At 44.5% G+C, this 23,059-nt stretch carries 19 protein-coding genes, 1 rRNA gene and 1 riboswitch; of the genes, 2 read left to right on the forward strand and 18 right to left on the reverse strand.

All coding sequences use genetic code 11. The annotated features are described in order from the left end of the window. From BLT91_RS22500 to BLT91_RS22585, 18 genes are all read right to left on the reverse strand, one after another. Positions 1-127 (reverse strand): 16S ribosomal RNA (locus BLT91_RS22500); the annotation flags it as partial. Positions 128-475: 348 nt separating this feature from the next. Beyond that, the gene (locus BLT91_RS22505; RefSeq protein ID WP_090825140.1) at positions 476-1,879 is read right to left on the reverse strand and encodes an NCS2 family permease; all 1,404 of its coding nucleotides are present in this window, start codon (positions 1,877-1,879) and stop codon (positions 476-478) included. A 136-nt stretch (positions 1,880-2,015) separates the two neighbouring features. Further along, positions 2,016-2,116: riboswitch (purine riboswitch) on the reverse strand. Positions 2,117-2,206: 90 nt separating this feature from the next. Next, the gene (gene guaA / locus BLT91_RS22510; RefSeq protein ID WP_090825142.1) at positions 2,207-3,745 is read right to left on the reverse strand and encodes a glutamine-hydrolyzing GMP synthase; all 1,539 of its coding nucleotides are present in this window, start codon (positions 3,743-3,745) and stop codon (positions 2,207-2,209) included. Positions 3,746-3,858: 113 nt separating this feature from the next. Next, positions 3,859-6,219 carry a transglutaminase TgpA family protein gene (locus BLT91_RS22515; protein ID WP_090825144.1) on the reverse strand — a complete coding sequence of 787 codons (2,361 nt, stop codon included), beginning with the start codon at positions 6,217-6,219 and terminating at the stop codon, positions 3,859-3,861. Beyond that, a complete protein-coding gene (locus BLT91_RS22520) occupies positions 6,206-7,420 on the reverse strand; it encodes a DUF58 domain-containing protein (protein ID WP_090825146.1) in 1,215 nt (404 codons plus the stop codon). The genes BLT91_RS22515 and BLT91_RS22520 overlap by 14 nt, the downstream gene beginning before the upstream one ends. Before the next feature lie 11 nt (positions 7,421-7,431). Continuing rightward, entirely contained in the window at positions 7,432-8,409 is a 978-nt protein-coding gene (locus BLT91_RS22525) for an AAA family ATPase (protein WP_090825148.1), read from the reverse strand. A 64-nt stretch (positions 8,410-8,473) separates the two neighbouring features. Next, the gene (locus BLT91_RS22530; RefSeq protein ID WP_090825150.1) at positions 8,474-9,913 is read right to left on the reverse strand and encodes a polysaccharide deacetylase family protein; all 1,440 of its coding nucleotides are present in this window, start codon (positions 9,911-9,913) and stop codon (positions 8,474-8,476) included. Positions 9,914-10,067: 154 nt separating this feature from the next. Beyond that, positions 10,068-10,784: an MFS transporter gene (locus BLT91_RS22535; RefSeq protein ID WP_090825153.1), complete on the reverse strand. Its 717-nt coding sequence runs from the start codon at positions 10,782-10,784 to the stop codon at positions 10,068-10,070. A 152-nt stretch (positions 10,785-10,936) separates the two neighbouring features. Next, positions 10,937-11,416, reverse strand: a complete 480-nt coding sequence (gene bcp / locus BLT91_RS22540) for a thioredoxin-dependent thiol peroxidase (RefSeq protein WP_090825155.1) — start codon at positions 11,414-11,416, stop codon at positions 10,937-10,939. A 304-nt stretch (positions 11,417-11,720) separates the two neighbouring features. Beyond that, positions 11,721-13,166 (reverse strand): Ig-like domain-containing protein, encoded by a 1,446-nt coding sequence (locus BLT91_RS22545; RefSeq protein ID WP_090825157.1) that lies wholly within the window; start codon positions 13,164-13,166, stop codon positions 11,721-11,723. Positions 13,167-13,242: 76 nt separating this feature from the next. Next, positions 13,243-14,100, reverse strand: a complete 858-nt coding sequence (locus BLT91_RS22550; RefSeq protein ID WP_090825159.1) for a TasA family protein — start codon at positions 14,098-14,100, stop codon at positions 13,243-13,245. A 52-nt stretch (positions 14,101-14,152) separates the two neighbouring features. Further along, positions 14,153-14,653: a hypothetical protein gene (locus BLT91_RS22555; protein ID WP_090825162.1), complete on the reverse strand. Its 501-nt coding sequence runs from the start codon at positions 14,651-14,653 to the stop codon at positions 14,153-14,155. Between the two features lie 240 nt (positions 14,654-14,893). Continuing rightward, the gene (locus tag BLT91_RS22560) at positions 14,894-15,418 is read right to left on the reverse strand and encodes a TasA family protein (protein ID WP_090825164.1); all 525 of its coding nucleotides are present in this window, start codon (positions 15,416-15,418) and stop codon (positions 14,894-14,896) included. A gap of 74 nt (positions 15,419-15,492) precedes the next feature. Further along, positions 15,493-16,065: a signal peptidase I SipW gene (gene sipW, locus BLT91_RS22565; protein WP_090825166.1), complete on the reverse strand. Its 573-nt coding sequence runs from the start codon at positions 16,063-16,065 to the stop codon at positions 15,493-15,495. A gap of 25 nt (positions 16,066-16,090) precedes the next feature. Next, on the reverse strand, positions 16,091-16,906 hold the full coding sequence (locus BLT91_RS22570) for a hypothetical protein (RefSeq protein WP_090825167.1): 816 nt from the start codon (positions 16,904-16,906) through the stop codon (positions 16,091-16,093). 605 nt (positions 16,907-17,511) lie between these two features. Then, positions 17,512-18,297 (reverse strand): ABC transporter permease, encoded by a 786-nt coding sequence (locus tag BLT91_RS22575; RefSeq protein ID WP_090825170.1) that lies wholly within the window; start codon positions 18,295-18,297, stop codon positions 17,512-17,514. A gap of 6 nt (positions 18,298-18,303) precedes the next feature. Then, positions 18,304-19,098: an ABC transporter permease gene (locus BLT91_RS22580; RefSeq protein WP_090825173.1), complete on the reverse strand. Its 795-nt coding sequence runs from the start codon at positions 19,096-19,098 to the stop codon at positions 18,304-18,306. After that, complete coding sequence (locus BLT91_RS22585; protein ID WP_090825175.1) at positions 19,091-20,146, reverse strand: ABC transporter ATP-binding protein; 1,056 nt, start codon at positions 20,144-20,146, stop codon at positions 19,091-19,093. The genes BLT91_RS22580 and BLT91_RS22585 overlap by 8 nt, the downstream gene beginning before the upstream one ends. 242 nt (positions 20,147-20,388) lie before the next feature. Here BLT91_RS22585 and BLT91_RS22590 point away from each other — a divergent pair, with 242 nt between their 5' ends. Together BLT91_RS22590 and BLT91_RS22595 are read left to right on the forward strand one after the other, a co-directional pair. After that, complete coding sequence (locus BLT91_RS22590; protein WP_090825307.1) at positions 20,389-21,378, forward strand: LCP family protein; 990 nt, start codon at positions 20,389-20,391, stop codon at positions 21,376-21,378. A gap of 127 nt (positions 21,379-21,505) precedes the next feature. Beyond that, complete coding sequence (locus BLT91_RS22595) at positions 21,506-22,852, forward strand: glutamate-1-semialdehyde 2,1-aminomutase (protein WP_090825309.1); 1,347 nt, start codon at positions 21,506-21,508, stop codon at positions 22,850-22,852. Positions 22,853-23,059: the final 207 nt, after the last annotated feature.

Below are 23,059 nucleotides of genomic sequence, written 5' to 3' on the forward strand. Positions count from 1 at the left end.
GGCAGGTTACCTACGTGTTACTCACCCGTCCGCCGCTAACTTATCCCGAAGGATAAATCCGCTCGACTTGCATGTATTAGGCACGCCGCCAGCGTTCGTCCTGAGCCAGGATCAAACTCTCCATAATAGTAAAACTATCTGAAAGCTTAATTGCTCATTTGCGTTGCTAGCGAGATTTTGCAATCTCTTTTTTGGTCAATTACTCGACCGCGCTTACTCACTCGTTGTTCAGTTTTCAAAGATCAATTTCTTTCATTTTAATCCTTAGTCCCTCAAAGGCGACTTGATTAATATACCACATTTGCCTATTCGATTGCAAGAACTTTTTTTGATTTCTTTCATTCTTTCGTTCGACCGCCGATGCGACAAGGAGTAATATAACAAATCCAAATACCGATTGCAAGCTTTTAATACATTGAAAAATATGGAAACAAAAAAAAGCTCCAGTACGTTATGCACTAGAGCTTGAGCTTTTTTACCCTTGGCTTCCTATAAAGATGTAACGAGCTAGGATTAGAATCGCCAGTACCCACATTAACCAGTGGATTGGATAGCGCGTCTTACTTTTGCCACCTAAGTTAGATGCTGTTGCAAGAACTACATACGTAACGATTCCAAAGGAGATACCATTCGCAATGTTATACGTGAACGGCATCAATACAATAGTAAGGAAAGCAGGGATCGCCAGAACGAAGTCTTGGAAGTCGATCTCTCGAATGGATTGAACCATAAGTACACCAACTACGATTAAAGCTGCCGCCGTAGCGGAACCAGGAACCAACATAGCAATCGGAGCCAAGAACAGAGCAAGCAAGAAACATACGCCTGTAGTCACGGCCGTTAGACCTGTGCGTCCACCCTCTGCTACGCCTGCTGCGCTTTCTACGAAAGCAGTAACAGTACTTGTCCCAACTAACGCACCGCCACTAACACCGATCGCATCCACGAACATGGCTTTACCCACACGCTTGTTGCCTTCTTCTTTATTCTTCATAATACCTGCGCGACTAGCAGTCCCAACCATGGTACCGAATGTATCAAAAAGCTCAACGAATGTAAAAGTAGCAATAACGGAAACAATGCCTGTTGTCATAATGCCTGCAAAATCAAAATCAGCGAAACGAAGCTTGGACAAATCAGGAACCCATGTTGTCTCTGCACTAGTCAAAGTACCGAGATTAACCATACCCATGAAATACCCAATGATTGTCGTAGCCAAGATCCCAAACAGAATAGCGCCACGAAGACGAAGCACCATAAAGATAGAAATCAACAAAATCCCGATGATCGTTAAAATAACGCTTTTATCTTCTAATGAACCTAGGTGGAAGATAGTTTCAAATGAAAGGACATCTGTAAATTGATGTGCTTTAATATCTTTGCCGCTTTCAACCGCAACGCTCAAAATGCCGCTGTTCTTGAAACCGATCATCGCGATAAACAAACCAATACCCACGGTAATCGCATGTTTCAGGCTGTCCGGAATGGCCACAAGGAGCATTTGGCGGACTTTCGTAAGTGTAAGAATGATAAAAATGATCCCCGAAATGAATACGGCTGTTAGCGCCATAGAAAACGTAAACTTACCTTGCGAAGTTAAGATGATAGTCGCGAAGTAAGCATTCAAGCCCATTCCCGGAGCAAGCGCAACAGGAAAGTTAACGAATAACCCCATAGCAATCGTCATTACACCCGCAGCAATCGCTGTAGCCAAGAAAATCGAAGTCCAGTCACCGCCGGTTGCCCCCGATTTGAAAGCACTAAGCACGTCTGGATTTACTGCAAGGATGTAAGCCATTGTCATGAACGTTGTGATCCCCGCCATGATTTCTGTTCTTACTGTCGTACCGTTTTGTTTCAATTTAAAAAAGCGATCCATTTTCCTACTCCTCCTAAACGTATGGTGGAAAACAGCAAAAAACCCGGAATCGTGATGATTCCGGGTACGAAAAAGGAGCTTCCATATGAGAGCTGCCTTCGATGCATTGCGCAAAGTGGTCGTTGTAACTCATACAGATACCGTTCCTTTTTTTCGTAGCCAGATCATTTGCGGTGATCTCGTAGAAACTCTCGGGCCAATTCCCAAGATTATACGAAAAACTGTTATCCATATCACATTTTAGTAGGGATATGACCCGTTGTCAATAAAAAAGACGAACATTATTAGGACAATTTTTCCCAAAATGTTCGTCTTTTGAAAATTAATCTATTCCCACTCGATTGTAGCTGGCGGCTTGGATGTAATGTCATACACGATACGGTTCACATTCTCAACTTCGTTCACGATACGAACCGAAATCTTCTCAAGCACATCCCAAGGGATACGCGCCCAGTCTGCTGTCATTCCATCAATAGATGTAACAGCACGAATACCTACGGTATAAGAGTAAGTTCTGGCGTCGCCCATAACCCCTACGCTTTTCATGCCTGGAAGTGCTGTGAAATACTGCCAGATCTCACGATCCAAGCCTGCTTTTGCGATTTCATCGCGCAGGATGGCGTCGGATTCACGAACAATTTTCAGCTTATCCTCCGTTACTTCACCAAGAACACGAATGGCTAGACCAGGACCTGGGAAAGGCTGTCTCCAAACGATCGCTGATGGAAGGCCGCATTCCTCGCCTACTTTACGCACTTCGTCTTTGAATAACGTTTTTAATGGCTCAATCAGTTTGAACTTCATATCTTTCGGCAGTCCGCCTACGTTATGATGCGATTTAATGGTTTGAGCAGTAGCCGTACCGCTTTCTACGATATCTGTATAAAGCGTACCTTGTGCCAAGAAAGTAAAGTCATCGAATTGGCCGGACTCCTCTTCGAACACACGGATGAATTCGGTACCGATAATTTTACGCTTTTGCTCCGGATCGTCGACGCCGGACAATTTGCCGAGGAAACGGTCACGCGCATCAATTTTTACCACTTTCATATCAAATTTGCCGACGAAAGTGTCCATTACGCTCTCCGCTTCACCTTGACGCAGCAAACCATGATCAATAAACATACACGTCAGTTGCGCACCAATCGCTTTATGCAGCAGGATAGCAACAACCGATGAATCAACGCCGCCGCTAAGTGCGCATAGCACTTTCTTGTCGCCGACTTCTTGACGAAGCTCCTTGATCATGTCTTCAACAAATGAGGACATCGTCCAATCGCCTTCGCAACCGCAGACGCCATATATAAAGTTATTAATCATTTCATTCCCTTGAAGAGAGTGACGAACTTCCGGGTGGAACTGTACCGCATGAATGTTAAGGTCGCGGTTACTCATAGCCGCAATCGGAAGTGAATCGGTGCTTGCTTCGATAACGAAACCTTCCGGTAGGACGGAAACGTGATCACCGTGGCTCATCCACACGGTTTGTTTCGCATCTAGACCTTTTACAAGCGGACTTTCATTCGTAAATGCAAGATCTGCCTTCCCATATTCACGCGTATGCGCGCGTTCGACTTTCCCGTTCAATTGGTGGGCAATAAGCTGCATACCGTAGCAAATACCCAAGATCGGAATCCCCAAATCAAAAATACCTGCATCAACAGCTGGAGCTCCCTCACCATAAACGCTTGCTGGACCGCCAGAGAACACAATCCCCTTAGGCTTAAGCTCACGAATTTTATCGACAGTTGTATTGAACGGCAGCAATTCGCTGTAAACGCCCAAATCACGGATTCGTCTAGCAATCAATTGGTTATACTGGCCTCCAAAATCTAAAACGACGATCATTTCACTCGGTTTACTCATTATCCGACCTCCTAGTTTCATAGCGATTGAGGTTTTAAGGGTCTCCCCTTGTCCGCTTACCACTATTTATAGGTACTAATTTTAAACATTAGGTACCTAGGATGTAAAGGGGTTTAATGTGTCTTTTGAATGGCATTCCAAATCGCGGTAATTTCCCGCTTCGTATAGGTGAACGAATTGGCCGTATCATAGCGGACACTTTCATAGATCAAAGCAAATTCAAGCAGCGCTTGTTTCTGTCCATGATGATTGAAATTAAGAGCTGTGACGTACTCACGCACCGTTTGATCCATGGATTTTGCGCCATATTTACGAAATAACTGCATCCATAAACGATCCATATAGGGAATCATAGGATGAGAGCTATTGAGACTGGGCTTGTAAAAAGGTACGTGAAACGGCTTACTTAACAGGAACCCTTTTCGTCTAAGCAAAAGGAATAGACCTACAAGGATAAGGCCGCTTCCTATAAGGACGATGAGAGCTTTGCGGTAAGACTTTGCAAAATCGATGAGCGTATCCTTCGTTGTATGCAGCCACTCACTTGGATTGGTTGTAAATTTTTTGGTCGTCGGAATGTTCAAGAGAGATGCCGTCATCGCGGATTGCTCCATGGCAGCTGTCGTTAAGGTCTCTCTGGGATGGTCGGAAGAAATTCCCGAAAACCCCGGCGTAGGCTCAAACGGCACCCAACCCATAGAGGGAAAATACACCTCCACCCACGAATGCGCATCTTGATTGCGAACCATGACTTCTTGGAGCTGGTCGCTGCCGCTAGATGCTTGCAGTGTGCCTGGAGCGAACCCTTTTACCCAGCGGGCAGGTACACCGATCGAACGTAACATAACAACCATCGAGGTTGAAAAATGATCACAATAGCCTGCTCGGTCTACGAACAGAAAGTGACTGACAAAATCCTCATTTCGGCTTGGATACGTCGGTTTTTCAAGACTATAGGTATAGGTATGGCTTAAATACTGTTCAATCGCTACCGCCTTGGCATAGGGCGTAAAGCTATTCGCTGTCACTTGCTCGGCAATGTTTCGAATAGACCTTGGCAAAGTAGCCGGAAGTTGAAGATAATCCCCTGTAATTTCAACGGGATAGCTGCCTGTATCATTGTTGAGCAAGGTTGGATCTTCTTGTGCGGGCTGAACGGTTATTTTGTAATATGATAAAGGATCCGTTATCTCGGGCAGAGTCACTTTGCCGCTAAAATTAGACGTAAGCAGGAAATTCGGTGTTAGCGGTTTTCCCTGTTCGGTCAGAAGTACGTCTACTCCAAGTAACTTTCCTCCCATAAACAATTGTTTGTTCGGCGACTTGGCACTCCACAGAATTTCCTGCGTCACGGCCTGACCTGTCATTGGCTGATTAGGCGAAACGTAAGGCTCAAGCGTTTGGTTGGTCTGGGTCCAGCCTTTACCGTCGTAATAGTTTTTGGATTCTCCGCGCCAGTAGGTTAATTCGGAGGTTTTTGCTGTGAATACCGTGGTCGTGTCCACTTGGAGTGGACCTCCTAAGGAGGAGTCGTTTGGACCATAGCCGGACTTCGCAACAGTTCCGCCAGCATGCATATCTTCATTGTACAGTTCAAATATGCGATCGTATAAATAGGCCCAGCTAACCGGTTTCATCAAATGAGCCGGCTCTGCCTGCCTCGCCGAGTACCACCCTGCACTAGCCAACGTACCTACTATGGCCAAGCTAACTATAACCCATTGAAACACGTTAACCGGACGCACGGAAGTAACGCCATAGGTTTGTTCAATTCTCGAAAGATTAAGCAGCGATAATAGAAGTAAACCATACCCTATTGTGCGCATGATCCCTTGGACGGTATCCGCACTAAGCATCAACTGTAAGAAGATTAGATAAACGAGCGTGGCCCCGACGAACCAAAGGCTGTGCTGTCTCTGCAGCATAAGGGCTTGTATGACTGAGATCAGAAGCGACCAACCTAGCAGAAATAGCAAAGTGCGCATTTGACCGCTGATGAGGTCGAAATGAGCTTGCACGAGGTAACTGATATCCTGAGAGAAGATCCTCACTAAATCGATGCTCCATGCTCCGGTAAAAAATCCTTCACGATCAAACATAAAACCGATAAAGAGCAGGATGATGATGCACTTGGCGGTCCAGCCCCATGCATAAGGAACCTTGAAGCAGTCTATGGCGATACAGATCGCAAATACGACCAGAATGGGACCGATTTGAATAGAGGCATCTGCCATCCAAGCTAAGGGGCGAAGCCATTCTGATAGCAGAAGAAAGAGCAGCAATGAGATGAGACTGTCTCGGAAGAAGGTATTCTTGGTAATCAACGATGATGACTGCGTGCTTGGGATAGCGCTTGATCGGAAGATTGGACTTTTAGTGATTGAAGATCTAGTGAGCGCACGTGATACATTAGCGTTAGAGTGTGAAAGTCGAGAGATTGTGCGCGGGGCGCGCCTAGGTTCAAGCGGTTGCATCCGTGACACCTCCTTGCTTTGGCCACTGGTGAACCGGGTGCGGCACTTCCGTGAAGCTGCAGCCTACGGCCTGCAGCTGAGAAGCCCCCTCTCGCTCTGCCACCGAGAGCGAGGGCCTTGCGTGCACGTAGATCACGTGCACGGATCGGCGCCTGGTGCGCGCATCTGCGATAGCGCGCACCAGCGCCAAATCCAGCGTCGATGTGATACACAGCATCGACGCATCCAGCGGCAAGGCCGCCGCCTCTTTCCTGACAAGGTCAGGAAAGGAAAGAGCGGGCTTGCCGCCAACGCTCGCGAGCACTTCGTACGCGAGCGGGAGGTCGGGGCGAATCGTTGGCGCGATTCGCCTGCCGTTGGAGCTGCTGGCGAAGCCGCAGCTCTCGCGCCCGCCAGCGGCGGCTTCGAAGAAGCCCGCCGCGAGGGCGACGCCCTTCTCCAGCAGCGGCCGTGCCGCTTCAGCTGGACCCGCCGCAGGCGCCGCGTCGAGCAGCAGCATCCGCTTCGCGGAGGAGGCTTGCTCGGGATCTTTCGTCATCAGCCGGCTCAGCCTGGCTGAGGATTTCCAATGAATGCGGTGGTACGGATCACCGCTGACATAGTCACGAACGCCGCTAATAAGCGGAGTCTCGGCTTTAGGGCCGCGGAAAGCGGGTACATCGCCATCTTCTGCGTGAAATGTCATGCCGGACCGATCCAAAGAATCAGGCTTCGGATAGACGACACACCGCTGAAGATCATCTCGGAATGCTTTTCGAATAGCAAATCCAAATAAATCACCGGTCACAGCCTCGAAGCCAGCGAAACGATAAACACCTCGCATAAGACCCGTAATTTTATAATGGAGCAGTAAGTTGGACCGAAACAATGGGAAAAGCAGCTTACTGTATATAAGCTTCACTCCGCTTCCTTCATGGACCCAAGTTTCCTTAACGACCATCCAAGGCAATGGCAGCAGCATACGATGCCCAACCCGTAAAGTTATCGTCACATCTTCACCAGATATAAAAACTTCGTCTGACAACTGTCGGCTGACGGTTAATCCTTTTAATGCAAATACATAAAATAACCCGGCTTGGAGCCATATGAGTGTCAAACAACTTCCTAGATACCAAGCTGCAAATCCACCTTGCCAATAGGCCAAAAAGATAGACAGCACGCATCCCACAACCAGCAGCGACGTTTTACCCCAGCTTTTCATGGATAGGCCTCCTACTTCGACGAAACATATCGAAGAACTGGAGTTTGCAAAGAGGCAAGCAAGCCTGACAAAATCATATCTGCTGACTTGCCGGTCATCCGCGCTTCGGAAGTCAGTATAAGCCGATGCGTCCAAATCGGAAGCACCAAATCCTTAATATCATCCGGTACGACGAAGCTTCTGCCCTTCATATAAGCTGACGTTTGCGCAGCCCGCATCAAGGCGTAGGAGGCCCTTGGACTTGCACCCAAATACAAGTCGGAATGCTCCCTTGTTGCCAAAGCAAGACGAACAATGAAATCTTTTAACGTATTATCGACATGAATCATGGCTGCTTCTCTTTGTAATTGCACAAACTCATCCTGCACGATAACGGGCTTCAAGTGATCAAGCGGTTGACGATCCTGAAGACGATCCAGCATAAGAATCTCTTGCTCCGGCGTCGGATAACCAAGTGTCAGCTTCATCATAAAACGATCCATCTGTGCTTCCGGAAGCGCATAAGTACCTTCATAATCTACAGGGTTTTGCGTTGCTAATAAGACGAATGGTTTGGGCAATTCATAACCGACTCCGTCAATTGTAATCCTCTTTTCTTCCATCGCTTCTAGGAAAGCAGACTGTGTCTTCGGCGAGGTACGGTTACATTCGTCAGCCAATACAATCGGCGTCATTAAAGGTCCAGGTCGAAATTCAAAATCACCCGTCTTTGCATTGAATACAGACACACCGGTCACATCCGACGGCAATAAATCCGGGGTACATTGAATTCTCTTAAACTCACAACCAATCGTCCTGGCTAAGGCACGTACGAGCATTGTTTTTCCGACACCAGGTACGTCCTCCAACAAGAGATGACCGCCGCTTAGCATAGCTACGAACGCATTTTCTATCGTCTCTCTCTTTCCAACGATCACTTTCTCTACGTTCATGATCATCCGTTCCACGAGAGGCTGCGGCTGATCGAATATTCGGGTTTTCGACTGCATAGACAAGAAGCCTCCTTTATAAGGGTATGCTCCTAGTTTTTCCAGCCCTCTACTATTTTAGACATTAACCTCCCAATGCAAATAGAGAGTTTTTCAGAAGACTATTATTTTCTCTGAACATATAAAATTGTCGGAACGCCATAGACACCTCTCGTTTATCTGGTTCTATGACGGAATTCGTGATTCGTCCACCTATTAAATCTATGGTTTTTCGTAAAGGAACAATAATCTTACCGTTCTGTAAATTCATATCCGCTAATGAGTAGGTAGCTACGCTATTACCTAGGGAATACAGCCTGATACTTCTTGCGGACAAATCATATTCCACATCATATACCCCATAATGTGCATTTGCCGTCTTCCTATTTTCTTGCCACTCTACTTTCCCGCCTAATTTCTCTATGAGAAAGCGCAGGGGAAGTTCAATCCGATTCGCTCGCAATTGATATTCAGTTGGCTCTAGTGTAAAACTGCTGCCATCAACGACATGAACTTGCAGCGGGACCGTTGATTGCTTTGAGAGAATTTGTGCCGTTTCCTCTGTGGCTACTTTGGTCTGATGAACAAGCAGATTTATGGCATCATTAGGATTGTTATCTGGCATTAACGGATGCGCCGAAGCGTATAGCTGCGTCTCCTTCAATAACTCTTGAAAATGAACCAAACTCATGTTTCTTGACCACTTAGACTTACCTACCGGGAATTGCTTGGGCTTAACCTGCGTCGTCAGCGGAGCAAATGCGTAACCTAATTTTTTGTAATAAGCAATGACTTGAGGCAGTACTTCTACAGTCGACTCATGCCCGCTTCCGTCATGAAATAAGATGTTAATCTCGTGTTCGAGCGGTGATTCTTTAATCGTTTGCCAAATTTCATTCACCGGTACACGCGATCTTTTGGAATCACCACTATCTACATTCCAGTCCACAACGGTATAACCCGCTTGATCCATTAAATAATAGTAATACGCATCGAAATTCGTATATGTCCCCCCTGGAGCGCGTACCAACTGCGGTCGAACGTCTGCTATACCGGCAAACACGTCCTCACTACGCTGGATTTGGTCCCAAAAGGTTTGAAAATCGCTATACAGCTCTTTGTATACATGATTATAAGAATGATTGCCTAATGTATGTCCGTCTTGCACGATTCTTTTTACCAATTCAGGGTGCGCCTGCGATTGTTCGCCAAGTGCGAAAAACGTAGCTTTCACGTCCTCTTTTTCTAAAATATCCAGCACCTGACCGGTCAGCTTGCTGGGACCGTCATCAAAGGTTAAGTAAACTGTTGGCTGTTCCGGTGCTTCATAGGTCTTCTCGCCCTGCAGGCGCTTGCCGGTTTTGAGCTTTTGATAAAGATCTTGCCCCTCTTGTGCGGAGTATCCATCCCCCTCAGCAGCCTTTACGGGAATCGCGGAGAAAAAAAGAGAAACTAGTAATAGGACTACCATAGAAAGCTGAATTCGTTTCTGTTTGTTGGTTGCATGATGTTCTTGAAAGAGCATCCGTTGATCCCTCCGCTTGTTCTATCAATTTGCTAGCTGATAGAGTATATGGGAGAAAGATCAGGAGTATGACTCTTCGTTGGGTAGAAATAAACAAATAAAAACGTTCCCCTTTGATCTTAGAAGGAACGCTTTTATTCGATTTCTATAGAAGTTATATTTCCTGCGGTACGGCTTCCTTGCTTGCTTGCGTTGTCACTTTAAACAACGGCCTACTACTAATTAGACCTATAAAGCTGACGACCAATAAGACTCCCAGCAAAAGAATAGCCGTCCTAGCGCCTTGAAAAGAAACAATTTGAGTACAGATGGCAATCAACAGAACGCGCATACCCATCCCTACCGTGTTGAAAAAGCTATTCACCCGACCGATCAAATGGTTCGGAACCATTTCCATCAAAATTGTATTACGGGCTACTCGACTTCCCGCATTTCCCCAACCATTCAACGTTTTAAAAAGGAGGAAAATGGGCACAAAAGGGAACGAGTAAAAGAAAACAATGGATAGACTAAAAACGACAAACGAAAGAATCATCGTATTATAGGAGCCCAATCGCTGCATGATCAGCGGGACCGTTAACCCTTCCACAACAGCCCCTAAAGCAAAAATCATATCTGCTGCACCCAGAACATTGGCCCCTCCGTGGAGGACACTCGTGATATACACCGGGAACAGGTACATACCGACCATGACGCAAAGGAACGGCATCAGCGCACAAAGGAAGAAAACGACCAGCAGCGGTCTTGTTTTCAAATAGGCGAAGCCTTCACTGATATTCGACCACATGGAGGCCGCTCCGGTTGCCGTGACAGACTTGTTCTTGATATAAGGAATAAGTAAAAATAGACCAAAGCCTAGAAAGTAAGTCATAGCCTCCGCTAATAGAATTCACGTAAAATCGATATGGTCAATCAATAGACTCGCCAAGGCACGCCGATCATCGTTATCCCCGAGCCGATTGAGTATAAATATTCGTGATCATGAGAAACGTCATTCTTCGGTCCTTGAGCATCATCCACATGTTAAATAGTCCTTTCCTTAACGGCATCCAAAACAGACTGCACGTGATTTTTTACTCTCACTTTGCTCCATTCCTTCACGATATACCCTTCTTCATCAATAAGGAAAGTAGAACGGACAATACCCATATACTCACGGCCATATAGCTTCTTGAGCGCCCATACACCAAACTTCTCAGCTACCTGATGATCCGGGTCCGAGAGCAATAGGAACGGCAGCTCATACTTCGCAATGAACTTCCCGTGAGCTTTAATCTCATCGGGGCTAATTCCGATGACTTCCACTCCAAGCTCGGCAAACTTACCCGTATAATCTCGGAAATCACACGATTCTTGGGTACAAGTTGGCGTGTTGTCTTGAGGGTAAAAGTAAATAACTAGCTTCTTTCCTTTATAATCCTGTAAAGATACGTTTCTTCCATTAGATGCAGGAAGAGTAAATGTGGGCGCTAAACGCTTGCCGGACTCTGTGTCTTGCTTCATCTATGTTCTCTCCTCAAATTATCCAGTTGTTGTCTGTATTCATTATGCGATATTTTAGTGGGGAACATCAATCTTCTTACCAAAACTGCAGAGCCTTCCCCAATGCCAACTCAATAATAAAACAAAGAGCTGCCACGAGTCGCAAGCAAAAAACGTGACCTTATAGCCTTGTAGCCTCCATTTTTTAATATCCTTAGAAGAATCTATCGATAGAGGTATTAAAGCATATAATACTAAGTTAGAGAAATAATATAGAACACATAAAAAGAGGGCTACCTCTGTGGTGTCCCTCTTAACGTTTTTTTCAATTGGATGAAGAAAAATCCCCTTGTTCAACCTTCGTGACCATCACCCCTGAACTGCTATGTCCTGGGTTCGGTTGATAAGAATCTGGGCTATCTACTTCTAGTATCACATCGTCCACGATATTACCCATTATTGTGCTTCCATTCTTATCAATATGGGTTGCAGCAATGACACTAATATATTTTGATACTTGTTGTGGGGGATCGCTAGAATTGCCCGGGCTAGTTGTCCAGTCGTCAGATCCTACTTTATCAGCATATCCTTTGAAACTTGGATTTGCGTCGTAATGACCAGATTTAACTTGCTTAGCCCACTGTGCACCCCAGAAAACATAATCCCGTCCCAACTTGACTTCATGTTCATCTTCTTCATTCCCACACCAAATAATAAACTGTGTAGGTGTATAGACGTACACTATTTGCGTAGCTGAACTTGGTTGGTAGAAGGCATCTCCATCGAAATATGCATTTAGCGTATACTTATTTGACGGCAATTGTAAAGTGACCGTTGCAATACCATCTTTATCTGTTATACCACTTTGTTGAGTGTCACCGTTCTTAAAGGTTATTGTTCGATTAGCAATTGGAGTAATTCCATCTTCCTTCAATTTGGCCTTAACAACAACTTTTCCAACGGCCAGTGTTTTAGAAGAAATAATGTCGAGAGTGGTTTCCTCTTTATTTATTGTGAATGAAACCGAACTATTGCTTGGTGAGTACATCGTGTTTCCCGCAAAGTTGGCGGATAACTCATACAATCCAGTAGGTTGATTAGGCTTAAAGGTAAAGGAGGCATTGCCCTGACTATTAGTAATCGAAGTAAAGCTCTGATTTCCTAAATGTAAGGCAATGGTGGCATTGGAAATAGGTACTATTTTGGTGGTGTCTGTTAAATATGCCAAGAAAGTAACAGGATCATTGTAATCCTCACTTGCTGGTCCACTTAAAGTTAGTGTAGTAGCAATTAAGGGGTTTGTAGCAGTGAATATAAACTCCGTTTTAGATAATAGTCCTTGTAAGCTGTTATTTGCACTCAACGGAAGGATGGCAGTGAAAGTTAAATCCATCTGTCCCAATTTAGATATTTCACCTAATGGTAAGTCTTGTAGCTTGTTGAGTGGTCCTTCATATAGTTTAGCCGTATTATTCCAAACTTGAAGTTGCAGCGTATTATATAAATCAGTTGCTCCAGATGTCTGTTTAGCACTAACCGCATAAGTGAAATCTAGATTACCAGAATTTTTAACATGCAAAATTGAAGTTGATTTATCACCGGGAGCCATATTGTATGCTTTCAAAAATCCACTAGCTGGTAGTGTTTCGATATTCATCTGATATGTTGTGGTATCAGCCTTTGTAGTTCCTGTCATAAAATAATAAACCAACCATGAAAACAAAGATATCATTAAAACAACACTTAAAAGGATTTGTTTTGTATATTTCATGATTTAAACGCTCCATAATTTAAATTGCATATATACCAAACACCGCGGCAGCCGCGGTGTTTGGGTTGTTTATATATTACTGAATTTGTTGGTTAGAACTAACAATTGCAGTTGTATTTTGGGCTACGCTGTTATGAAGTTTGATAGTCCAAGTACCGACGGCTGGGTTTTCGAAAACCATTTGTTCTGGGTTTGTGACCCATCCGGTATACGACGCCTGGCCGGAATCAGGGGTACTAGCGATTGTTTGGGATCCGCTTCCATTTAGAATCCCACCACTATACCCGTAAGTTTGCCCACTCGGGCCTATGATTTCCAAGTCAGGATAATTCGCAGTAACTTCTGGTGTCCACAAGCCTGTTACATCCAATACAAGGTTTTGGCTACTAGATGTAACGTTAATTGTTCCTGCAGTAATGTTAGATCCACCAGGAACGGTTTTTGCAATTGTCCAAGGATTAGGATTATTTTTTACTTGTACAGCTTCAAACTCGATATTAGCTATGCCGTTTGCACCTTGGTAACTATTATCTGCTGCCTTTTTGAAGTCATAGTTGATTGTATAATTTTTGCTTTGGCCTGCAGGAATTTGGAAAACTTCAAAATTGTTCAGTGTCAGTGGAGTTGCACCGCTAAACAAAACACCTGATGTTGAGATATGTTTAACGCGGACCCATGCATCCAAAGAACCAGTATTTGTAACACTAATGGTTTTAATGCCAGCATCGCCAGGTGCCATGTTATTGAAAACAACATCTGTTGTAGAGAAAACTGGCGCAATTCCAGCATTAATGCTTACAGTTCCGGCAGCAAAAGTGTTATTTGTGTTCGAAGCCTGAGCTGTGAATAAAGCGGCTGAACCTCCTGCTACAAGGGATGTCCCGAGTGCAGTAATAAGAAGCATGGAAGTTACTTTACTTTTTAATATTTTCAATTTGTTATCCTCCTAAAATTTATACTAAAATACATTTGATGAAACTATAATCCTATGGATTATTTTTTAATTGTTCCGCAAAGAGGTCAAAATTGAACACAAATGTTTTGCCTTGAATGATATTACCGGCGTCAAGATCTAGGTGTGCTGTGAATGTGATATTAGCTGCACCACCATTTGCATATACCGCGAATGCAGGAATATTCACATAACCATTCAATAGACCTCTCAAAGACCCATCATAGATGATTTTATTTTGTGCTGGATATTGGATTTTGATTTTCATATGGTCTATGAAATGCTCAAATGCTGGATCTCCAGGCTGAAGGCCCGCAGCATTCACAGTACTCTTTACCTTCGTCACCTTTGCATCAATAGCGTTGGATGCGTTATTGTACACATTCATGGCACGAACAACAACATCACCAGGTGCCCATCCACCAATCGATTCCCCACCAGGAGGCTGCAATGGATTGCTTTTGTCATAAGGGAATTTACCTGTTGGATCAGATGTTGAAGAATAAAACATGGGTCCAGGAATGGAGTCACCCATATCCCGAGTTTGAGTTAAATTGATTACGCCTGCTGAGATGGAATTGCCTGTATTCTGAGCACTGCTAGTGAATATGGCATATGTCCCTGCACCTGCTGCTAGAGCGACAGTTAGTAAACTTAGTGCTGTTAAAGTTGCTAGTTTCTTTTTAATGATGGGTACCTACCTCCTGTCACCTTTAGATATGGGTAGCATATCTACACAACCCATATCTAAATTAATCACGACAAATATTTTTTATTAATTGTTTTTGGTTTGTTCAGCTGCAACCTCGATGGAGTATGTAGCAGTTAGGCCTTGGTATGCATTACCTGCATCCAGTGGCAATTGCCATTTAACATACAAAGTTTCCGTGCCTACATTTGGAGCCAATACGCGGTTGTTGTCTCCAGCAACGATTTCCTGTGTCATAGCGGCGTCAGAGTAAATTTTTACGGTCAATGGATGATTGTCGCCAGGCTGGGCCACCGCCAACCCACCAGTTACAGTGGATGTGATATCGTAGCGAAGTTCCAAAGAACCAGTGTTAGTAACAACTACAGGACTGCTGCCAGAATCACCAGGAGCGATATTTGACACATTAAAGTATTTCGCTACAGTATCCGCTTTATCGAGAGCAATTTTTACAGTGCCCGCTGTAAAGCTATTGTTCGTGTTGCTTGCTGAAGCGGTAAACAAGGCTGATGTTCCACCTGCTACCAAAGTTGCACCCAAAGCTGTGATTGCCATTGCCAATACGAGTTGCTTTTTTAATCCTGTCGCCATAATCCAATTTCCTCCTAGAAAAAGTTTTTTATTTTGAATCTTCCCTGTTTATACAGTGAAGGAGTTCAAACAAGTTAAGATTTTACAGTTTGTTCATCTGTGTCAGGTTTCTCATCCATCCTAGATATCAACTTCCACATTCCGATGACTTGCCACAAAATGAGAATGACTCCAGGCACAATCAACAGGATGATGATACCTGCTTTTGATTTCACAAAATCGGAAACATATCCAAAGTACGGAATGTTGAACCCTGCATATTGACCTATAATATAGCCCGCCGGTATGGGCTTGGGGTCTTCTACATTATTGGCATCACCTTTGGTAATGTATTGCACATTATCGTTGAATTTTTGAACTTCTTTTATCCGATGGGTTATAAGCATATCTGGATTTTCTACAGAACGGTATGTAATAACATCACCAGACTGAAGAGCAGAAGGATCTTTAACCTGCTTAACAAAAAGAACAGAACCTGTGCCTATACTAGGTTCCATAGAACCTGATAAAACTACCATTGCTTTGTATCCCATCAATTCTGGAGTCTTGCCTGAAACTTTAGAATAAACAACTGCACATATTGTAATCAATAAGACAGCTGCCATAATAAAAGAGATAAACATACTTAAAACTTTGCGAATTTTCACTTAAATATCCTCCCTAATAATTAGATTAGTTCTTTAACTTGCCGAATACAGAACTTGTAACAGTTGAAGAATTAGAATGGGTAGAAGTATCTACAGGTCGATCCAAAATAAGTGGTTCTACAGGCATATTTTCTGTTGATTTAGGTTTCTGAGTTGAAGGATTAGAAGGTGTTGGCGATGGTGTAGGTTGTGATGTAGGTGGTGATATGTATGGTGGTGTAGGTGATATTGTTGATGTAGGTTCCTTAATTGATTGCGATGGATTTACAATAGTTGGTCCATAAACTGATACTGTAACTGAAGGTGGCGGTGGTCCATAAACTGATACTGTAACTGAAGGTGGCGGTGCATTCAAAATGTTACTTGATATTTTCAATATTTCTTCTAATCTCGCCTGTGCTGTCTCAAAACCTGCATACAAAAATCCATAATCTTTATTCTTTGGATCTAAGCCCTTGGCTTTAATAACCATTTCACTAAGTGTATTTACTAAATCTTGTGATTGTTGTCTAATGGATTCGATTTCTCTACGAGATCCATTCAATTGATCTGACATAATCACCGTTGCATGAGGGTCATATACTGAGTAGATTACCGTTGCTTCGGTTTTAACTTTTCCTTGAATGTCTAATAATTTTGCTAGATTTGCATCTATGGAATATACACTTTGAGTTACTGTAGATGGAAATACGAAAGCAGCACCAATATTTGCTTTGAAAGATGTTTGATCCACAAATTGAGAGTGTACTTTTGCAAGAGGAATGTTTGAGGTGGCTATGAGTAAGCAAACTGCGTACACGCTAACTCTTATCATTTTTTCTTTTTTACGTTTTGCATACATGTGCCTACGCCTGCCTTTTCTCGACATTCTCATATAATTCCTCATTTCTTATAACATCATGATACTTATCGTATCAGGTCTTACTACCAAAATAATTTTTTTGATACATTTTGTATCAATCTTGTTATTACCAAATTAGCATCAATTTGCTCATTACGCAAGTAAATTATGCCCGAAAAATTCTTATTGACAATTACTTATTTCTTTAAGTTATACTGATTAATTGATTGCCTTTGCTGTACCATTTTATTAAATCATCTTTATGCTTTTGTGTTTCAAGTAAAATGTTGAGCAAATTATTTAATGCCAATTTTCGAATTTGTTGTATAAAAACAACGTTTTACATTGTATGGTTGACCACCACTGTAAGCCACAATGCCCATTTGTCGATTCATTTTCGTTAAGAATAACTGAAGCCATTCGGCAAAAACTTACCGAAATTGTCGGAAACTAAAGCCTGGACGCTGTAGCGTATTTTTCATGTCCATCACCCTCCGTTTTCTCTTTTCAATAGATAGGGCGAAAAGAGAAGGTGTTTTGTGACAGAAATAAAATCAACCTCCAACCCAACTGACATGTGGAATTGGAGGTTGATTTTATTTTAATTATGATCCTGCACCACGATAACGTTTCACACCGATATTCCAAACCGAAATACCAAAGATGCTGAAAGCAATACCAACAACCGGTGTCAGCAGCGCGAACCACTTCCAGTTCTCCGGGTCGATGAAATAAGCGGCCGGGTAGAACCCGACAAACGCGAAAGGTAGAATCCACGTCAAAATATTTCTCAATAGTTTATTGTAAATCGTTGCCGGGTACCTTCCATAGTTCTGGATGTTCCAAATCAACGGCAGGATACCCGTCGGCGCATCGGAGAAAAAGGCGAGCGACGTCAGCGAGATGTAGACCCCTGCGTAAATGAGGATTGATCCAATAACCATTAAGATGAAGATAAGCGGATCGTGCCAGTGAAAAGGTATGCCCAGCTTTATCCAGGAGTAGATCATCACAATCAGACCTGCCAGCGCACTGAACAGTGAAGCCGGGTCTAGATTTTCAAGCATCAACTGCCACAGATTGTATGCAGGACGCGTCAGGATGCGGTCCATTTCCCCTTTTACAATATAACGCTCACTAAAGCCCCATAAATTAAAAAAGGAAATAAATATACCGTACGGAATCATAAAATAACCGTAAATGAACAAAATTTGTTCTTGATTCCAGCCGCCGAGCGATTGCGTTTGCAAAAATACGACAAGAATGAAGAATAAGTTCAAACCATTGAACATCAAGTCGGAGAGAACTTCAATCCAGAAATCAGATCGGTAGGTGAGACGGGTTTTCATGTAATTTTTCAAATAGTCAACAACTAGGGAGATATAGAACATCGTATGCTAACCCCCCTGTACGAATAGACGTGTTTTGGATTTAACCCACAGGACATAAATCGGAATAATTAAGAGCAGGAACCACACCACTTGGACACCAACGTTTTGAAAAATCGCAGTGCCTGTAATTTTTCCTGTGAAAACAGCACTCGGCAAGTACGTAATCGCTTGAAAAGGCAGCCACTCCAAGACCGATTTGGACCACCCTGGGAAAAAGGAGATCGGAATAATTAAACCGGAGAACAGGTCAACCGCAATACGCTTCATGCGCATGAGACCTTCGTTATTTTCCAAGAAGAATGCGAATAAGCCCGTAATAATATTAAGCTGGGTATTAATTAGAAAGCTGAAAAAAAGCATCAAGAAGTAGATGGCCCAAAGACCCGGATCAGTTGGGAATTGAATCGGTAAGAGAAGCCAAATGAAAATCATTCCCGGTGTTGTAAAGAGAAATAGGCGAAATACGCCTTCTCCTAATCCCTGCATCATTTTCACAAAGATATAGTTGTATGGCCGAATGAATTGGATGGCTACGCTGCCGTCACGAATTTCATTCGCAATTTCACGGTCCAAGTTATTGAAGTAGAAAGCACGTCCCATCCAAGAAATAGCCACATAAGTCGTCATCTGACCCAGGGTCAGACCGCCAATTATAGCTTGCTCACCATAAATAGCCTTATATACAAAATAATAGGAACCAATATTGAGTGCATAGATCAAAATGCCGCTGTAGTAATTAACACGGTAAGCGAGCATCATAAGAAACCGCATGCGAATAACTTCTAAATAAGCACTAAGCATGTGTCGGGACTCCCTCTGGCTGCTTCGCTTCCTCTGGGCGTTTCACATCGGCTGAGCCGGCTTTATAAATTTCGCGTACGATATCGTCGGTGTTGGTTTCATTGATTTTGATATCTTGGATTTGCAGCACGCCGACTACGCGGCTAAGCACCTCGGAAACATTGGCACGCTCGTGAGGAATGAATACTTTGGCGGACAACTCATTTTCAAGCTGCCAGGCAACGTCTAGGCCCCGCGTAAGCTCTTGGAGACGAGGCAGTGTGACCGGATTCTCAAACTGAAGCACGACTTCTTTGCCTTTACCCCATTTAATCTTCAGTTCTTCGAGTCCGCCATCATAAATAATTCGGCCATCATCGAGCATAATAACACGCGAACAGAGTGCTTCAATATCCTGCAAATCGTGCGTTGTAAGTAAAATAGTTGTTTCGTAACGCTGATTGAGCGATTTGAGAAATTCGCGAATTTCGGTTTTAACGACGATATCCAGACCAATGGTTGGCTCATCTAAGAAGAGGATGGCTGGATTATGAATGAGAGAAGCAGCTAACTCACAACGCATCCGCTGCCCCAGACTTAGCTTACGGACAGGTCGTGATAACAGATCGGATAATTGTAGGCGATCAACGAGCTCATCGAGGCGTTTTTTATAATCGGCTTCTGAAACGCGATACACTTTTTTCAATAATTGAAATGATTCGACAACACCGATGTCCCACCACAGCTGACTGCGTTGACCAAAAACGACGCCGATCCCAGCTACGAATTTTTCGCGCTCTTTAAATGGAACGAAGCCATTAACCTTGATATGTCCTGAAGTAGGTACAAGAATACCCGTAAGCATCTTAATCGTCGTGGACTTTCCGGCGCCATTTTCACCGATATATCCACAAATTTCGCCCTTAGGAATTTGAAAGCTGATGTCTTTCACAGCTGTAATATGCTTATATTCTCTATGGAATAAATCTTGAAAGGCACCCTTTAAACCCCCGCGGTTCTGCTGAACTTGAAATTCTTTGCGCAGTAGTTGAACATCTATGGCTAACATGAACTTCCCCCTGTTTGTGTAGACTCGGCTACATATAACGGCAAAATCCGCCGCAACTTGCTATCGAAGTTTCGCAGCATCTATAATATGGATCATAAAGACGAATTGTAAAACATACTCAACAAACTCATGATACATGAATTCTGTAAGAAAAAAAAGTACAGATTATCTCTACTTTTGAAAGGAGCGCAGAACCATTGAGAATCATAAAACGAACCTTGCTCCTGATCGGCTTACTGCTTATGGTGGTGGCCGGTTATTATTCTTATTCCTTTTATCATTTTGCGAATAGTATCTCCCATAAATCCGACACACCTCAAGGAAGCGGTACCTTGATTGCCCAAACCTTTAAAGAAAAAGGTGATAAATATACCCCACCCAAATGGGAAGGCAAACAGCGCGTCAATATCTTACTGTTGGGTGGAGATTCGCGTGGTATGAAGAAGAATGAGTTACCCCGTTCAGACAGTATTATGCTAGCATCCATTGATCCTGTAACGAAGAAAGCTCATCTTTTCTCTATCCTGCGAGACACATATGTAAAAATTCCAGGCGAGGGCGAAGATCGGATCAACTCAGCGATTACAACCGGCGGTCCAAATTTAGCAATGAAAACGGTCAGCGATTTGCTTGGGATCCCTATTCAGTATTATGTTTATACTGACTTTACAGGATTTATTGCACTTATTGATGCCATTGGCGGGATTGATATCGACGTCGAAAAAGATATGAAATATTCGGACTCTGAAGATGATCATGTGTATGATATTAATTTGAAAAAAGGAATGCAGCATCTCGATGGAAAAACAGCCTTGCAGTATGTGCGGTTCCGTCATGATGCGTTGTCAGACTTCTCACGCACAGAAAGACAACGAAAGTTTTTGACGGCTGTCGTTCAGAAAATGCAATACACCTCATCACTTATTAAGCTGCCAAAAATACTGAATGCTATGGATCCCTACATTGATACTAATCTTAGTGTGGCGGATATGCTGAAGTTGGGGACATTAGGCTATGAAGCCAAAGCTGACGGTATCGTCAGTTCCCAACTGCCGCCGACTGACCTGCTGATTGAGAAAAACGTCCGCGGCGCAGCTGTTATTACAGCGAATAAAGAGAAGCTGCAGCTTTATGTGAAGGATTTATTTGCAGGAAAGGCCGAGGCGGACTCTGGTCCTATGAAGCCATCGCCTTCTTCTACACCGAAGTCTTCAGTCAAGACGATGAAGTGAAGGAGTCTTGTGATAATCAGGTTGAATTTAAGATCACAGCCTCTACTTGATCGGGCTTACGCCCTTTAGGTAGAGGCTTTTTGTAAGATCATTAAGTACATAATAGGATAAAGGAATGATTTTTCTTATGGAACGCAAAAACTCCGAGCAGTTATATCAAGAAGCACTGAAACACATCGTGGGCGGGGTCAACTCTCCCTCCCGCTCATTCAAAGCCGTCGGCGGCGGCGCGCCAGTCTTCATGCAGCGTGCGCAGGGCGCACACTTCTGGGATGTTGACGGCAATCGCTTCATCGATTACCTCGCCGCCTATGGCCCTATCATTACCGGTCACGCGCATCCGCATGTGACCGAAGCGATTTGCCGCGCCGCACAGAACGGCACACTGTACGGCACCCCGACCGAACTCGAGATCGAGTTCGCCAAGATGCTGAAGTCGGCGATCCCATCGCTCGACAAAGTACGCTTCGTCAACTCCGGCACAGAGGCCGTGATGACGACGATTCGCGTGGCGCGCGCTTACACGAAGCGCACAAAGATCATTAAGTTTGCCGGGTGCTACCACGGCCACTCGGATCTTGTGCTGGTGGCGGCCGGTTCCGGGCCGTCCACGCTTGGCACGCCGGATAGCGCCGGCGTACCAGCGAGCATCGCGCAAGAGGTCATTACGGTGCCGTTCAACGACATTCCGGCACTTGAGGCCGCGCTTGCACGCTTCAGTGAAGAAATTGCCGCGGTAATGGTGGAGCCCATCGTCGGCAACTTCGGCATGGTCATGCCCCATGCCGGCTACCTCGAGCAGCTCTGCGCAGCTGCTCGTAAACACAGTGCCCTCGTCATCTACGACGAGGTCATCACGGCATTCCGCTTCCATTTCGGAGCGGCACAGACCTACCCTGGCCTCCCGCTCGTGGAGGGCGGCACTTCCGAGGCGGCGGCGCGCTTCGCCGCTGTGGAACCGGACCTTACGGCCCTCGGCAAAGTGATCGGCGGCGGGCTGCCGATCGGTGCTTACGGGGGCCGCAAGGCCGTGATGGAGCAGGTCGCTCCGCTCGGACCTGCTTATCAAGCCGGCACGATGGCGGGGAACCCCGCCTCCATCTCGGCCGGCATCGCCTGCTTGGAAGTCCTCCAGCAGGCCGGTGTTTATGCCAAGCTCGAGCAGCTTGGCGCAGCACTTGCGGGCGGCATCGCGGAATCCGCCGCCCGTCATGGTATCGCCTTGACGCTTAATCGCATCGGAGGCGCCTTCTCCACCCACTTCTGTGACCATCCCGTCACGAATTATGACGAAGCACAGGACACCGATGGCGAACGCTTTGCTGATTTCTTCCGACTTATGCTGGAGCAAGGAATTAACCTCGCTCCATCCAAATATGAGGCGTGGTTTATGACGCTGGCCCACACCGATGACGACATCGCACAAACACTCGATGCTGTTGATCGAGCTTTCAAAACGATGAAAACACGCTAAAAATATGTAAGTGGTTACGGGGTACGGGGTACGGGGTACGGGGTAGGGGTCGCTTAAATGTAAAAAGTGCAGCTAATTTAGACTAAATGCATGATTTTGAGTGAAATCATGCAATAAGTGCAGCTAATTCTCTCAACTCCCTCACTTTTGGGCTAAAACGCGATAATTTGATGTACTAAATGCATGATTACACCTCAAAATCGTAAA

The organism is Paenibacillus sp. yr247 (assembly GCF_900103825.1).
GTDB lineage: Bacteria > Bacillota > Bacilli > Paenibacillales > NBRC-103111 > Paenibacillus_E.

Excerpts from the sequence above, each read along its gene's own strand:
- BLT91_RS22505 (WP_090825140.1), bottom strand. The coding sequence starts at position 1,879 with ATGGATCGCTTTTTTAAATTGAAACAAAACGGTACGACAGTAAGAACA.
- guaA (WP_090825142.1), bottom strand. The coding sequence starts at position 3,745 with ATGAGTAAACCGAGTGAAATGATCGTCGTTTTAGATTTTGGAGGCCAG.
- BLT91_RS22515 (WP_090825144.1), bottom strand. The coding sequence starts at position 6,219 with ATGCAACCGCTTGAACCTAGGCGCGCCCCGCGCACAATCTCTCGACTT.
- BLT91_RS22520 (WP_090825146.1), bottom strand. The coding sequence starts at position 7,420 with ATGAAAAGCTGGGGTAAAACGTCGCTGCTGGTTGTGGGATGCGTGCTG.
- BLT91_RS22525 (WP_090825148.1), bottom strand. The coding sequence starts at position 8,409 with ATGCAGTCGAAAACCCGAATATTCGATCAGCCGCAGCCTCTCGTGGAA.
- BLT91_RS22530 (WP_090825150.1), bottom strand. The coding sequence starts at position 9,913 with ATGCTCTTTCAAGAACATCATGCAACCAACAAACAGAAACGAATTCAG.
- BLT91_RS22535 (WP_090825153.1), bottom strand. The coding sequence starts at position 10,784 with ATGACTTACTTTCTAGGCTTTGGTCTATTTTTACTTATTCCTTATATC.
- bcp (WP_090825155.1), bottom strand. The coding sequence starts at position 11,416 with ATGAAGCAAGACACAGAGTCCGGCAAGCGTTTAGCGCCCACATTTACT.
- BLT91_RS22545 (WP_090825157.1), bottom strand. The coding sequence starts at position 13,166 with ATGAAATATACAAAACAAATCCTTTTAAGTGTTGTTTTAATGATATCT.
- BLT91_RS22555 (WP_090825162.1), bottom strand. The coding sequence starts at position 14,653 with ATGGGTGACTCCATTCCTGGACCCATGTTTTATTCTTCAACATCTGAT.
- BLT91_RS22560 (WP_090825164.1), bottom strand. The coding sequence starts at position 15,418 with ATGGCGACAGGATTAAAAAAGCAACTCGTATTGGCAATGGCAATCACA.
- BLT91_RS22570 (WP_090825167.1), bottom strand. The coding sequence starts at position 16,906 with ATGTATGCAAAACGTAAAAAAGAAAAAATGATAAGAGTTAGCGTGTAC.
- BLT91_RS22575 (WP_090825170.1), bottom strand. The coding sequence starts at position 18,297 with ATGTTCTATATCTCCCTAGTTGTTGACTATTTGAAAAATTACATGAAA.
- BLT91_RS22580 (WP_090825173.1), bottom strand. The coding sequence starts at position 19,098 with ATGCTTAGTGCTTATTTAGAAGTTATTCGCATGCGGTTTCTTATGATG.
- BLT91_RS22585 (WP_090825175.1), bottom strand. The coding sequence starts at position 20,146 with ATGTTAGCCATAGATGTTCAACTACTGCGCAAAGAATTTCAAGTTCAG.
- BLT91_RS22590 (WP_090825307.1), top strand. The coding sequence starts at position 20,389 with ATGGTGGTGGCCGGTTATTATTCTTATTCCTTTTATCATTTTGCGAAT.
- BLT91_RS22595 (WP_090825309.1), top strand. The coding sequence starts at position 21,506 with ATGGAACGCAAAAACTCCGAGCAGTTATATCAAGAAGCACTGAAACAC.